The sequence below is a fragment of the Arthrobacter sp. TJ-270 genome (assembly GCF_058269075.1).
The window spans coordinates 901724-915283 of sequence record NZ_JBZCNB010000001.1 but is presented as its reverse complement, the minus strand read 5'-3'; the positions used below and the strand labels follow the sequence as shown (position 1 = coordinate 915283).

The 13560-nt window shown below is 63.6% G+C and carries 11 protein-coding genes; 7 read left to right on the top strand and 4 right to left on the bottom strand.

The annotated features are described in order from the left end of the window. Positions 1 to 93: 93 nt before the first annotated feature. Together AC4D2M_RS04365 and AC4D2M_RS04360 are read left to right on the top strand one after the other, a co-directional pair. The gene (locus AC4D2M_RS04365) at positions 94 to 2097 is read left to right on the top strand and encodes a primary-amine oxidase (RefSeq protein WP_490890280.1); all 2004 of its coding nucleotides are present in this window, start codon (positions 94 to 96) and stop codon (positions 2095 to 2097) included. 62 nt (positions 2098 to 2159) lie between these two features. Further along, the gene (locus tag AC4D2M_RS04360) at positions 2160 to 2774 is read left to right on the top strand and encodes a TetR/AcrR family transcriptional regulator (protein ID WP_490890278.1); all 615 of its coding nucleotides are present in this window, start codon (positions 2160 to 2162) and stop codon (positions 2772 to 2774) included. Here AC4D2M_RS04360 and AC4D2M_RS04355 read toward each other — a convergent pair. Beyond that, positions 2771 to 3703 carry a LysR substrate-binding domain-containing protein gene (locus AC4D2M_RS04355; protein WP_490890276.1) on the bottom strand — a complete coding sequence of 311 codons (933 nt, stop codon included), beginning with the start codon at positions 3701 to 3703 and terminating at the stop codon, positions 2771 to 2773. The two genes, AC4D2M_RS04360 and AC4D2M_RS04355, sit on opposite strands and share 4 nt — an antisense overlap. A 164-nt stretch (positions 3704 to 3867) precedes the next feature. Here AC4D2M_RS04355 and AC4D2M_RS04350 point away from each other — a divergent pair, with 164 nt between their 5' ends. The 5 genes from AC4D2M_RS04350 to AC4D2M_RS04330 all read left to right on the top strand — a co-directional run bounded on the left by AC4D2M_RS04350 (position 3868) and on the right by AC4D2M_RS04330 (position 9455). Continuing rightward, positions 3868 to 4293 (top strand): RidA family protein, encoded by a 426-nt coding sequence (locus tag AC4D2M_RS04350; RefSeq protein WP_490890275.1) that lies wholly within the window; start codon positions 3868 to 3870, stop codon positions 4291 to 4293. Continuing rightward, entirely contained in the window at positions 4290 to 4961 is a 672-nt protein-coding gene (locus AC4D2M_RS04345; RefSeq protein ID WP_490890273.1) for a DUF1028 domain-containing protein, read from the top strand. The genes AC4D2M_RS04350 and AC4D2M_RS04345 overlap by 4 nt, the downstream gene beginning before the upstream one ends. Then, entirely contained in the window at positions 4951 to 6111 is a 1161-nt protein-coding gene (locus tag AC4D2M_RS04340) for a M20 family metallopeptidase (RefSeq protein WP_490890271.1), read from the top strand. Before AC4D2M_RS04345 ends, AC4D2M_RS04340 begins: the two co-directional genes overlap by 11 nt. Positions 6112 to 6143: 32 nt before the next feature. Then, complete coding sequence (locus tag AC4D2M_RS04335) at positions 6144 to 7586, top strand: aspartate ammonia-lyase (RefSeq protein ID WP_490890269.1); 1443 nt, start codon at positions 6144 to 6146, stop codon at positions 7584 to 7586. A 183-nt stretch (positions 7587 to 7769) separates the two neighbouring features. Beyond that, positions 7770 to 9455: a restriction endonuclease gene (locus tag AC4D2M_RS04330; RefSeq protein ID WP_490890267.1), complete on the top strand. Its 1686-nt coding sequence runs from the start codon at positions 7770 to 7772 to the stop codon at positions 9453 to 9455. Positions 9456 to 9494: 39 nt separating this feature from the next. On the opposite strand, the gene AC4D2M_RS04325 is transcribed toward AC4D2M_RS04330, so the two are convergent. From AC4D2M_RS04325 to AC4D2M_RS04315, 3 genes are read right to left on the bottom strand one after another with little or no spacing between them, the layout of a single operon-like run. After that, positions 9495 to 11201 (bottom strand): IlvD/Edd family dehydratase, encoded by a 1707-nt coding sequence (locus tag AC4D2M_RS04325; protein WP_490890266.1) that lies wholly within the window; start codon positions 11199 to 11201, stop codon positions 9495 to 9497. Next, complete coding sequence (locus tag AC4D2M_RS04320) at positions 11198 to 12352, bottom strand: acyl-CoA dehydrogenase family protein (protein WP_490890264.1); 1155 nt, start codon at positions 12350 to 12352, stop codon at positions 11198 to 11200. The genes AC4D2M_RS04325 and AC4D2M_RS04320 overlap by 4 nt, the downstream gene beginning before the upstream one ends. Positions 12353 to 12359: 7 nt before the next feature. Then, the gene (locus tag AC4D2M_RS04315; protein WP_490890262.1) at positions 12360 to 13538 is read right to left on the bottom strand and encodes a CaiB/BaiF CoA transferase family protein; all 1179 of its coding nucleotides are present in this window, start codon (positions 13536 to 13538) and stop codon (positions 12360 to 12362) included. Between the last annotated feature and the right edge of the window lie 22 nt (positions 13539 to 13560).

The window sequence follows — 13560 nt, the reverse complement described above, 5'->3', positions numbered from 1 at the left end:
ACCCGCGGGCTTTACGACGAGCCTGTGAGGTGCGTAACATCGCACTGTTGGTTGAACAGTTGTACCACCAAAACCCGACTTTCAGGAAGTGTCATGACCCTTGAGACGCCCACTCTGGCTGCAGTGACGCAGCACCCGCTCGATCAGCTCGCCGCCGAGGAGATCCGCGCAGCCCGCCGTATCCTCGCGGATGCCGGCCTGGTCGCGGAGACAACCCGCTTTGCCTACCTGGGCCTGATAGAGCCCCCGAAGATCGCCGTCGAGGACGAAGACGTGGACCGCACCGTCCGGGTCATGCTCTGGGACGCCGCCCTTTCGCGCTCCCTGGATGTCCGCCTGTCACTGACCAGCGGCCGAGTCCTCGACCAGCGCGAGCTGAATCCCGCCGTCGACGGCCAACTCCCGGTCCTCCTCGAGGAATTCGAGCTCATCGAGGAGATTCTCGCCAAGGATCCGCAGTGGAATGCCTCTCTCGCCGCGCGGGGGCTCACCCCGGAGCAGGTACGGGTGGCACCGCTGTCAGCAGGCGTCTTCGAGTACGAGAATGAGACGGGCAAGCGGCTGCTGCGCGGCCTCGGCTTCCGCCAAGACCACGCGGGCGATCACCCCTGGGCGCATCCCATCGACGGTCTCGTAGCGTTCGTCGACGTGGAAAACCGCCGGGTGGATCACCTGATCGACGACGGCCCCGTTGCCGTCCCAGAGGTGAACGGCAACTACACAGAGCCGGTGATCCACGGCGAACTCCGCACCGATCTGAAGCCGATCGAGATTACACAGCCCGAAGGCCCCAGTTTCACGCTCGAGGGCAACCTCCTCACCTGGGCAGGCTGGGACCTGAGGGTGGGCTTCGACGCCCGCGAAGGGCTGGTCCTCCAGCAGCTCCACCACACACACAATGGACGACGGCGCCCGCTGGTCCACCGCGCGTCGATCTCGGAAATGGTGGTTCCCTACGGAGACCCCTCGCCGTACCGGAGCTGGCAGAACTACTTCGACTCCGGTGAATACCTGGTCGGACGCGACGCCAACTCGCTGAAGCTCGGCTGCGACTGCCTCGGCGAGATCACGTACATGTCGCCCATCGTCGCCGACGACTTCGGTAACCCGCGCACCATCGAGAACGGCATCTGCATTCACGAGGAGGACGCCGGTATTCTCTGGAAGCACACGGACGAGTGGGCGAACTCCAACGAGGTCCGCCGCAACCGCCGCCTCGTGGTCTCGTTCTTCACCACCGTGGGCAACTATGACTACGGCTTCTACTGGTACCTCTACCTCGACGGCACCATCGAGTTCGAAGCCAAGGCAACCGGCATCGTATTCACAGCCGCTCTTCCCGACAGGGACTACCCCTACGCCTCGGAAATCGCTCCGGGCCTCGGAGCGCCCTACCACCAGCACCTCTTCAGTGCCCGGCTGGACATGATGATCGACGGCGCCGCCAATCGTGTCGAGGAACTGGACCTGGTGCGCCTGCCGAAGGGCACCGGCAATCCGCATGGCAACGCCTTCACCCAGAAGCGCACGCTGTTGGCCCGTGAGTCCGAAGCGGTGCGCGACGCCGACGGCACCAAGGGCCGCGTGTGGCACATCAGCAATCCGGAGTCGCTCAACCACCTCGGCCACCCGGTGGGCTACACGCTCTACCCGGAGGGCGGGCCCACACTGGCCATGGCGGATGACTCCTCGATCGCCTCGCGTGCCGCCTTCGCCCGCCACCACCTCTGGGTCACCCGTCATGCGGAGGATGAACTGTACGCGGCCGGCGACTTCGTGAACCAGCATCCCGGGGGAGCGGGACTTCCGTCGTACGTGGCACAGGACCGCGACATCGATGGCCAGGACCTCGTGGTGTGGCACTCCTTCGGGCTGACCCACTTCCCGCGTCCGGAGGACTGGCCGATCATGCCCGTGGACACGACAGGCTTCAAGCTGAAGCCGCACGGTTTCTTCGACGCGAATCCCACGCTGAATGTGCCGTCGTCGTCCTCGGGGCATTGCGCGAGCGTAGCTGGAAACTCAGCCGCGGGCCCCGGCGTCGGGCATTCCGACGCGGGCGGCTGCCACCAACAGCCCATCGCGGGGCGCGCCTGACCGCGTTCCCCGCGATGGTAGTGTGCACACGGCCAAGGACCAGCAACAGAGGAGTGAGCGTCATGCCCCGCTTGGTAGACCACCAGGAGCGACGCCGTTCGATCATCGAGACCACGTGGCGGCTGATCGCTGAGCAGGGCATCGAGAACGCGAGTATGCGGGACATCGCCCGGGACTGCGGCTACGCGGCGCCCGGCGTCCTGGCCCACTACTTTCCGAACAAGGATGCTTTGCTGCTGGCGTCGTACCAGCTGATCTGCGAGCGGACCAACGAGCGGATCGACGCCGGTACCGAGGGGCGCCGTGGCCTCGCGGCGCTGCGGGGCTTGTGCCTGGAGATCATTCCGGCAGACCCGTTGACCGTGGTTGAAGCCCGCGTGGCGATTTCCTTCTGGCAGCGCGCGCAGACCGAGGAGTCGCTGCGGGCGGTGGGCCGGGATGCGCTGCTGCACTGGCGGAGCCTGATGATGGGATTCCTTGCGGAAGCAGAGCACGACGGCGAATGCCCGCCTTTGGTGGATCCCGATTCGATTGTCGATGAGCTGCTGAACATCATGATGGGGCTGCATGTGACGTCGATGCTGGACCCTTATGTGGTCACGGGCTCACGGCAGCGCCACATGATGGAACGGGCTTTGGCGCGGCTTTCCTCCGGGCAAGCCGCGGGTGTGGTTTAGGCCTTTTCCTTCGCTGCCTGCTTCGGCTGCCCTGCTGCCGCGCGCTGCTGGCGCACACTCTGGGCGACGGCCCGCATACGCGCCGTTGGGCGTTGGGTCCTCAGGCGGGCGAGCACGATGCTCAATTCCGGCACCTTGTCCTTGATCGACACGGCGGCGACGTGCCCGCCGTCGTACGTTAATCCGTGCTGCGGGCGCTGGTGCAGGATCGAGTAGCCGTGGCCGTTGGCCACGAAGGTGCGCACTGTCTCGTAGCTGGCGGAGCGGAACTGCACGTTGGGCTCGAAGCCCGCGCTGCGCAGGATGGAGAGCATCAGCTCGCGGCTGTGCGGGAGGTCGAGCAGGACGAAGGGTTCCTCGGCCACTTCAGAGAGCGAGACTTCCTTCCGTGAGGCGAGCTTGTGATCCGGCGGGAGGGCCAGGTACGGGCGAACGCTGTCGACCGCGGTAACCGCTATCGCTTCCGGGAGGCCGAGGTCGTAGCAGAGGGCGAGGTCGGCCTGGCCGGTGAGGAGGGCGGCTGAGCAGCCGGTGGCGTCGGCTTCGGTTACTTCGAGTTCCAACTGCGGGTGATCAGTGCGGAGTCGTCCCAGAAGTCCGGGGAGCATGAAGGGCGCCAGAGTGCTGAAGCAGACCAGGCGGATGCGGCCTTCGACGCTGCGCTGCTCGCCCTTGGCATGGTCGAGTGCTTCTTCCAGATGCCCGAGTACCGCCTGGGCATCACGGAGGAAGAGCTCGCCGGCGGGTGTGAGCAGCAGGCCTTTGGATCGCTGGCGGATGAAGAACTGCGAGCCGACGCTCTTTTCCAGTTGTGAGACCGCGGCCGACACTGCGGACTGTGCAACGTTGAGGCGGAGTGCAGCTCCGGTCATCGACTGTTGGGCGGCGGCTTCGACGAAGTAGCGCAGTTGGGTCAGCGTGACATCCATGTGCCATAGCCTACTTCCTTCAACACTTCTTCTGATGCAACATGTCGGAAATGACTGTTAGACAGATTCAGTGCGCGGGAGGAAGCTGGAACCAGGACCCCCTCTTCCTAATCAGAAGGGGTAACCGTGAAACAGCACCATTACAGCGGAGAGGCAGCAACCACGTGAAGCATCAGCGCATTCGTACCTTCAATACGAAGGAAACCTACCCCGAGCAGAACCTGGACAACGACCTGTGCCAGGCCGTCGTCGCAAATGGGGTTGTCTACCTTCGCGGGCAGATCGGCCAGGATCTGGACACACGGGAGTCCATCGGAATCGGCGACGTCGAAGCCCAGACCGAGAAGGCCATGGCCAACATCGACATGCTCCTGAAGGAAGCCGGTAGCAGCCTTGAGGACATCGTCAAGGTGACGGTGTATCTGGTCGATCCGCGCTACCGCGAGACCGTATACCGCACCATGGGCCGGTGGCTCAAGGGCGTGTATCCCGTCTCGACGGGCATTGTTGTACAGGCACTGGCCAGGCCCGAGTGGCTGGTAGAGATCGACGCGACCGCTGTGCTTTCGACACAGGAGGGCGAGAAGTGACGTTCAGCATCGCCGCCACTGACGGCAACGGACGCTTTGGCATTGCTGTCTCGTCTTCGTCACCCGCGGTTGCTGCCCGGTGTGCGCACCTGCGTGACGGCGTCGGCGTGGTGAGTTCGCAGAACATCACCGATCCACGGCTCGGCGTTGAGCTTCTGAACCGTATGGAAGCGGGTTCGTCCGCCCAGGAGGCGCTGGTCGCCGTCGTCCGGAATGCTCCTGGAATCGATTTCCGACAGCTCGTCGTTCTGGATGCCTCCGGTGGGTCCGCCGTCTTCAGCGGAGCCAATACGCTCGGCACCTTCGGCGAGGGCAAGGGTCGGAACTGTGTGTCTGCCGGCAACATGCTGACGAGCCCCGCCGTCGCGCAGGCTCTGTGTGACGGTTTCGAGGCTGCCACGGGAGAGTTGGAGAAGCGCCTGCTCGCTGCTTTGAAGGCTGCCGAAGCCGCCGGGGGAGAGGCCGGGCCCGTGATGTCGGCTGGCCTATCGGTTGTTTCCGGCTACGGCTGGCGGGACACCGACCTGCGCGTGGACTGGCACGAGGACCCGATTGCCGAACTGGAGCGGCTGCTGGAGGTGTGGTTGCCGCAGCGCGAGGACTATGTGATCCGCGGGCTCGACCCGGCAGCTTCGGTCAGTTACGGAGTGCCCGGCGATGACCGCTGAGCCGACGACGGCGGACGCCTCCGTTGATGCGGGCCAGCGCGACCGCGTACTTGAGACGGTGGCCACCGAGCACCAGCAGCTGATTGATCTCTCCGAGCAGTTGCACGCCAACCCGGAATTGGGCTGGCAGGAACACCGTGCGGCTCAGTGGACTGCGGAGTATCTGACGAGCTTCGGCTTCGAGGTCGAGAAGGAGTACCTCCGGTTCCCAACGGCAATCCGCGCGGTCTTCGGCACAGGCAGTCGACGGGTCGGCCTAATGGCGGAGTACGACGCGCTTCCCGGTCTCGGCCACGCCTGCGGGCACAACATCATCACTGCAATCTCCTGCGGAGCGGCTGCGGCGCTCACCCAATTCGCGGAAGAGCGCGACCTCACCGTCGAGCTGTACGGAACGCCGGCTGAGGAAGGCGGAGGCGGCAAGGTCGAGCTGCTGAAGCGCGGAGCTTTCCAGGGGCTGGACTTGGCCATGATGGCCCATCCCAGTCCGGTGGACTCCGCCGACGCCCGCCCCTACGCCGTCGCGCACAGCCACATCGAGTTCCAGGGCAAGTCGGCGCACGCGGCCGCGTACCCGGAGATGGGCGTCAACGCGAACGATGCGTTCGTCGTCGCTCAGGTTGCACTTGGCCTGCTGCGGCAACAGTTGCCGTCGGGCACTCGGGTCCACGGGATCCAGACCCGCGGGGGAGAAGCGCCAAACGCCATTCCGGAGAAGACGGAGGGCCGCTGGTACGTCCGGGCGGAAACGCTGGCGGACCTCGAAGGGCTGGAGGAGCGCGTGTATCGCTGCTTCGAAGCCGGCGCCCTGGCATCCGGGTGCGAGCTGTCGATCACGCCGGAGTCCGAACCGTACTCCGAGTTCCGGACCGACCAGCGCGCCCTCAAGCTGTACGTCCAGCATGCCGAGTCGCTGGGGCGGGACTTCAACGCCCCGCCGGAGCAGGCGACCATGAACCGCGCCTCCACCGACATGGGGAACGTGTCGCAGGTAGTTCCGGCTATCCACCCCTATATAGGTCTGGGCTGCTTCCCGGCAGCCAATCATCAGCCCAGTTTCGCGGCCCATTGTGTCGGTGAGGCAGCGAACCAAGCAATTTACGACGGCGCTGCCGCCCTCGCGCTCACCGCGCTGGACTATCTGGCTTAGCTGGCACTTCACCACCCACTCAGAAAGAGATCATGGACAGCCAAGAGTCATCGTTGACTGGCACCGTTCGGTTGGAACGAGACAGCCTGGGGGAGCGGGAGGTTCCCGCCGACGCCTACTGGGGTATCAGTACCCTGCGGGCGGTGGAGAACTTTCCCGTCAGTGGGCGAACGATCGGCAGCATGCGGTCGCTGCTGTGGGGCTTCGGTGCTATCAAGGCTGCGGCCGCACGGACCAACGAGAAGCTCGGGCTGCTGGAGCCGGCACGCTCGGCTGCCATTCAGGCGGCGTCTCTCGAGGTGATGGACGGGCTGCTTGATGAGCACTTTGTTGTTGATCGAATTCAGGGCGGTGCGGGGACCAGTACCAACATGAACGTCAACGAGGTGGTGGCCAACCGCGGGCTCGAACTGCTGGGGTACACCAAGGGCAACTATTCGGCCCTTCATCCCATCGACGATGTGAACCGTAGCCAGTCCACCAATGACACATACCCGACGGCCATCAAGATCGCCCTGCAGCGCGAGCTAGTCAGCCTCTGCGATGAGCACGAGCGTCTCAGTGACGCCTTCGCGGCGAAAGCCGAGGAATTTGCCGACATCGTGAAGGTCGGGCGGACTCAGCTGCAGGATGCTGTTCCCATGACGCTGGGCCAGGAGTTCGGAGCCTTTGCGGAGACTCTTCGCGAAGACAGGAAGCGGCTGCTGGAATTGTTGCCCCATCTGCGCGAGTCCAACCTTGGTGCAACCGCTATCGGGACCGGGATCACCGCGCCGCCAGGCTACCGCGAGGCCGTCATTGACGAACTCAATGCCCTGACGGGAATGCAGCTCGTTTCCGCAACTGACTTGGTCGAAGCCACGAGCGACACTGGTGTCTTCATGCTGGTGTCCGGTGTGCTGAAGCGGGCAGCTGTAAAGCTCTCGAAGATATGCAATGACCTGCGTTTGCTGTCTTCGGGTCCGCAGACCGGTTTCGGCGAGATCTTCCTTCCGGCAGTTCAGGCAGGATCGTCAATCATGCCAGGCAAGGTGAACCCGGTTATTCCGGAGATGGTGAATCAGGTTGCCTTCCGCGTTGTCGGTGCCGACGCGACCGTGACGATGGCTGTCGAGGCGGGACAGCTTCAACTCAACGCATTCGAGCCCGTGATCGCTGACGCGCTACTCGAATCTCTCGACTGGCTTACGGTAGCGTGCCGTCTCCTGCATACCCACTGTGTCGATGGCATCAGCGCCAACACAGTTGTGCTCCAGCAGCGGATGTTGGAGTCAATCAGTGTTGTCACTGGTCTAGCCCCGCTGATCGGTTACGCGGCGGCGGCAGACCTGGCCAAGGAAGCACTTGCCAGCAACCGCACTATCGCAGCCTTGGTGGTAGAGAGAGGTTTGCTAGACGAACAACAGTTAACGCTCGCCCTGGCGCCGAGTGGTTTGGCTGGTCTGAGCTATGGAATGAAGTGTGTCCTCCTCTGAACGCGCAAGTCCGTTCTCCAAGGGAACCTGCGCAGCACCACCCTCGTCGGGAAGCCGAGCTGAGAGGATCCTCTAGAAGGGCTGCGTGTACAACGGATATGGCGTCGGAGCGTGCCCACCGTCTGCGAATTGGTAGGTTTCTTGCTCACCGCTCACTCTCGGGATATCCGGCAGAATGGCGGGATGACGAGAATTGAGTGGACGAGGCTTGAAGGTGCTGATGTTGAGGCTGTAGTAGCAATGTTCCTTAGCCGGGAATATGCCAAATCAACCCGAATCACTCCTTCACGAGGAGATGGTGGCGTCGACATCCTCAATCGCAACGCTGGTCCAGATGATAGCGACGTCGTTTACCAAGTGAAACGCTATGCAACACCACTCGGCCAGCGGGAGAAAGACTCTGTGGAGGACTCCTTGGCAACACTCAAGAAGGACCCGCGGTGGGCCAAGATCAACGTCGTGGAATGGCACCTTGTCCTCCCGCTGGATCCATCCCCAGAAGCAGAAAAATGGCTTCAGGACCTCGGAAAGAAACACAAAGTCGTACCGATCTGGGATGGACTAGATCGAATCGAATCGCTCGCGAGCAAGTATCCAGAGGTTGTCGATTACTATTTGCACGGCGGGCGTGCGCAAATTGAAGAAGCATATCGAGAGGTGGCAGCGGCTTTCGGTGCGGCCCATACGGCTTCCGGATTGAGCGTGGGTGAGATACAGGACAAAGTCGAGAAGGCGCTTCTCACGCTAGAGCACGACCCGCATTACCGCTATGAACATCGCTTCGGAAGGGGAACCCTCCCGCCGCCGTCATCGCGCCCAGGACTAGCAGTGCATATGGCCTCCGCAGACAATGAATCGGGACGGTGGTCCACGGTCGACGTAATCGCTCGATGTACAGCCTCAACCTCCGAACGGCCGATCGTGCTTAAAGGCATCCTGCAATTTGAAGCGGGAAGCGAAGCATCGGAGAGTTTCCAGAATCTTTTGGCATATGGTTCGCCGTTTCAAAGCCCCGACGGAGCGTTCAACGGTGAACTCGATGCGCCTGGCGGACTCAGCAGGTCCCTCTCGGGAGCCACAGTTCACGCTCGGTCTGCGGACGGAGATATCGGTAACAGCCCAGAGCTTCACCTAGAGGTATTAGCTCCCGACGGAAGTACCGTGGCCGCCGTCGACGTTGATCGGACTGAGAGAAGCCGAGGCTCCGAGGGCGTGAGAGTTGTGCTCGAGGAGACCAATGGTGTGTTCGCCATGGAGGACACCTACAACTTGACCGGCAAAAAATCTAACCGCCGGATCATTTTCAATGACCTGACCGGCAAACCAGTCGCAAAGGTTCTTCCCGCATTGATCTTCCTCACTAACTGCCGCCCCCCAAATATTGGCCGAGTAAGTAGGCGTTACACGCCAGTGGAAAGGGGAGCCACCGATGTCAACCTGGCTTTTCCGTGGCCTCCAGAAACCGAGGAGCAGCTCAAGGAAATGGCTAACCTTGTCGGACTGCTAGCTCGCCTGCAATCATTTACCGACACTATCCTTACCGTTCCTCGTACCACCACAGTGAGCGACAGTTTGCTTCAGAGCTGGCTTGGGGCGGCGAAGATACTCGATGGCGAAGAAGTGATCCTGCAGTATAAGGAAGAGCTCGTCCTCCAAGCCGCGTTTGAGGATGAGGCGGTGCCGGAGGGATCTTTCGCCGTCGAAGTCCCTCTGAAGATCATGCTGGGAGACCAAGAAATAGAGCTGGGGAGAGCGGTGGCGCACTTCGACCAGCCTACTTTACTCGGCTCGCAGGAGATTGAGGGTCAGATCTTCTACACTTTCGAAACGTCAGATCGCGAAATTCGATATGGCCTTCTGCCTGATTAGCATCTGCGTCAGTTCAACGCTTAGCAATTACAGTTGGTGCTAGGCGGGCGAACGCAGGAAATGGAAGTCACAGCCCTCGTCCGCTTGGGTTACCTCTTGGACGTACAGACGCCGATACCCGCGGTCGGGAACTGTCGGTGAGGCTGGACCGAGCTCCTGAGCGCGCCGAGTTAGGTCCTCCTCCGAAATCTCAAGGTGCACAAGGCGTCGGCTCACGCTCAACGTGATCGTGTCCCCGGTCCGCACCAAGCGCAGCGGCCCGCCGACTGCTGATTCGGGCGTCACGTGCAGCACCACCGCCCCGGCCGCCGTTCCGGACATGCGGCCGTCTGAGATCCGCACCATGTCCTTGACGCCCTGCGCGGCGAGCTTCTTCGGAATCGGCAGGTACCCGGCCTCAGGCATACCCGGGTTTCCAACCGGCCCAATGTTCCGAAGCACCAGAACAGAATTAGCGGTCACCTCAAGCGAAGGATCATCGATCCGGGCAGCAAGGTCGGCGGCGTTCTCGAACACAACGGCTGGCCCCGAATGTTCGAGCAAGGTCGGCGACACCGCTGCCTGCTTGATGATCGCCCCGCCGGGAGCCAGGTTCCCACGCAGCACTGCAAGGCTGCCTTGCGGATAGATGGGGTCAGACAGCGGCCGGATGATGTCCTGCGGGAAGCCCGGACCGGCGTCGTCGATCTCTTCACCCAGCGTCCGCCCTGTCACGGTGAGCACATCGCGGTTAATCAGCGAACCAAGCTCGCGCAGAACGGCAGGCACACCACCGGCACGGTGGAAGTCCTCCATGTAGTACTTGCCCGACGGCTTCAGGTCCACCAGCACCGGCGTCTCGGCACTCATCCGGTCCAGCTCATCCAGCGACAGCTTGATGCCAAGCCGCCCAGCCACCGCGGTCAGGTGGATGATCGCGTTCGTCGAACCGCCAATCGCCAGCAGCATCCGCAGGCCATTTTCGAAAGCCTCCGGCGTCAGGATCGACGACGGTGCAACGCCGGCAGTAGCCAGCGCAACCGCCTGTGTCCCGGTAGCCTCCGCGATCCGCACCCGGTCAGCCGTCACCGCCGGAGCCGAAGCGGACCCAGGCAGCGCAATCCCCATCGCCTCGGCGATGCACGCCATGGTGCTCGCCGTCCCCATCACCGAGCAGGTGCCGACACTGCCCACCAGGCGCGAGTTCACGTCGTCGACCTCTGGTTTTGAGATCTCCCCGCCCCGGAACTTGCCCCAGTAGGCGCGGCAGTCCGTGCACGCACCGACCCGCTCGCCGCGGTATCCACCGGTCAGCATGGACCCGGTGACCAGCGAAATCGCCGGCACACCGGCCGACGCCGCACCCATCAGCTGCGCCGGCACCGTCTTGTCACACCCGCCGATCAGCACGACGGCGTCCATCGGCTGCGCACGGATCATCTCCTCCGTGTCCATCGACATCAGGTTTCGCAGGAACATGCTGGTGGGGGAGGAGAAGCTCTCGTGCACCGAGATGGTCGGGAACTCCACCGGGAGCCCGCCGGCGAGCATCACGCCACGCTTCACGGCCTCAACCAGCGCCGGCATATTGCCGTGGCACGGGTTGTAGCCGCTGCCGGTGTTCACGATGCCGACGACGGTCCGGTCCAGAGCATCGTCCGAGTACCCGGCACCCTTGATGAACGCCTTCCGGAGGAACAGGGAGAACTCGGCGTCGCCGTAGCTCGTGAGGCCGCGGCGCAGACCCGAGGGCTGAGAGTCGCTCACCGGAACGCAGGCGTTCCCGTGATGTGGTTGCCTAGGATCAGGGTGTGCACCTCGTCGGTACCCTCATAGGTGCGCACACTCTCCAGGTTGTTCGCATGACGCAGCGGGGAGTAATCCAGCGTGATCCCATTGCCTCCGAGCATTGCCCGGGCCTCGCGGCAGATCTCAATCGCCTCCCGGCAGTTATTCAGCTTGCCCACCGATATCTGGTACGGCTCCAGCGTCCCGGCATCCTTCAGCCGGCCCACCTGCAGCGCCAGGAGCATGCCCTTATTGATCTCCAGCGCCATGTTCACCAGCTTCTGCTGCGTCAGTTGGTACCCGGAGAGCGGCTTGCCGAACTGCATACGCTCCTTCGAATACGCCAGCGCCGCCTCATAGCTGTCCCGTGCCGCGCCCATCGCACCCCAGATGATCCCGTACCGCGCCTCGTTCAGGCACTCGAACGGACCACGCAATCCGCGAGCCTTCGGCAGCATCGCCGACTCGGGCAGCCGCACGTCGGTCAGCTCGATGTCGCACTGGATCGACGCCCGCATCGACAGCTTCTGCCGGATCGCGGTCGCCGTGAACCCCTGCGTATCGGTGGGCACCACGAAGCCGCGGACGCCGTCGTCGGTCATTGCCCAGATGATCGCGACCTGCGCAACCGTTGCCAACCCGATCCACCGCTTGGCGCCGTTCAAAACCCAGTCGGAACCGTCCTTCCGAGCATTCGTCGTCATCGATCCCGGGTCGGATCCGGAGGAAGGCTCCGTCAGGCCGAAGCAACCAATCGCCTCGCCCTTGGTCATGCGCGGCAACCACTCGTTCTTCTGCTCCTCGGAGCCGTGCTTCGCGATGGCGCTCATCGCCAGCGACCCCTGCACGCTCACGAACGTGCGCAGGCCGGAGTCACCGGCCTCGAGCTCCAGCGCGGCGAGGCCGTACTCCACCGAGCTGCGGCCAGGGCAGCCGTACCCCTTGATGTGCATGCCGAGCAGGCCCAGCTCGGCCATCTTCGGCACGATCTCCAGCGGGAACACTGCGTTGTCATACCACCCGGCGATGTTCGGCTTGATCTCGGTATCCACGAATTCGCGGACAGACGCACGCAGCGAAATCTCCTCCTGCGACAGGAGCGAGTCGATGGACAGAAGGTCAACAGTCATGGTTCTACTACTTTCCGCTGGTGGTGGTCGAGAGCGACGCGAAGGTCGCATCGTTGTGTTCGCCGAGCAGCGGCGGCAGGCGCCGGTAGCTGGCAGGGGTCTCGGAGAGGTGGATCGGATTGGCGACCTGGTGGCTGGTGCGCGGGCCGGCGTCGTCGGACATTTCGACGGCGGGATCAAGTCCCAGCTCTTCGGCCAGCTGCAGCGCCTCCACAATCGAGTTGACCTTGCCAGCCGGCACGCCCTCCTTCGACAGGACGGCGGACCACTCGGCCGCGGGACGCTTGGCGAGCTGCTCCTCGAGCAGAGCCTTCAGCTCGTCGCGGTGAGCCACGCGCTGGGTGTTGGTCTGGAACCGCTCATCGTCCGCCAGCTCAGGAACCCCGAGGATCCGTACGAGCGACGCGAACTGCCGGTCCGTCCCGACGGCGACAGCCAGCGGCCCGTCCGCGGTGGCAAGCGTCTCGTACGGCGCGATCGACGGATGCGCGTTCCCCATCCGCTGCGGCGCCTCACCGGTGGCCAGCGTGCTCGACGCCTGGTTGACCAGCCCCGCCAGCAGCGACGACAGCAGGTTCACGTCGATCCGCTGCCCCTGCCCGGTGGCATCCTTATGCCGCAGCGCAGCCAAAACCCCGACGACGGCGTTCTGCCCGGTCAGCACGTCCACCAGGGCCACGCCCACCTTGCTCGGCTCCGAGTCCAACGACCCGGTGACGCTCATCAGCCCGCCGACCGCCTGCACCAGGAGGTCATACCCCGGAAGGTGGGCCCCCGCCGTCGCACCGAATCCGGTGATGGAGCAGTAGATGAGGTCGGGCTTTTCGGCGTGCAGGGTTTCGTAGTCCAGCCCGAACTTCTTCATCACGCCCGGCCGGAAGTTCTCGATGACCACGTCAGCGTGCAGCGCAATGTCCCGGGCACGGGCCAGCCCCTCCTCGGTCCGCAGGTCACACACCACCGAGCGTTTGTTTCGATTCACGCTCGAGAAGTACGTGCCGACGCCGTGCTCGTCGACGGGCGGCGTCCAGGACCGGGTGTCGTCCCCGGCAGGGCTCTCCACCTTGATGACGTCCGCCCCGAAGTCGGCGAGCATCATCGACGCATAGGGTCCCGCGAGAACGCGGGAGAAGTCCGCCACCCGGACGCCCTCGAGGGGACCGGTTCGCGATACTGACGTGCCCATTGCGCGTCATCCTCCTTGGTTG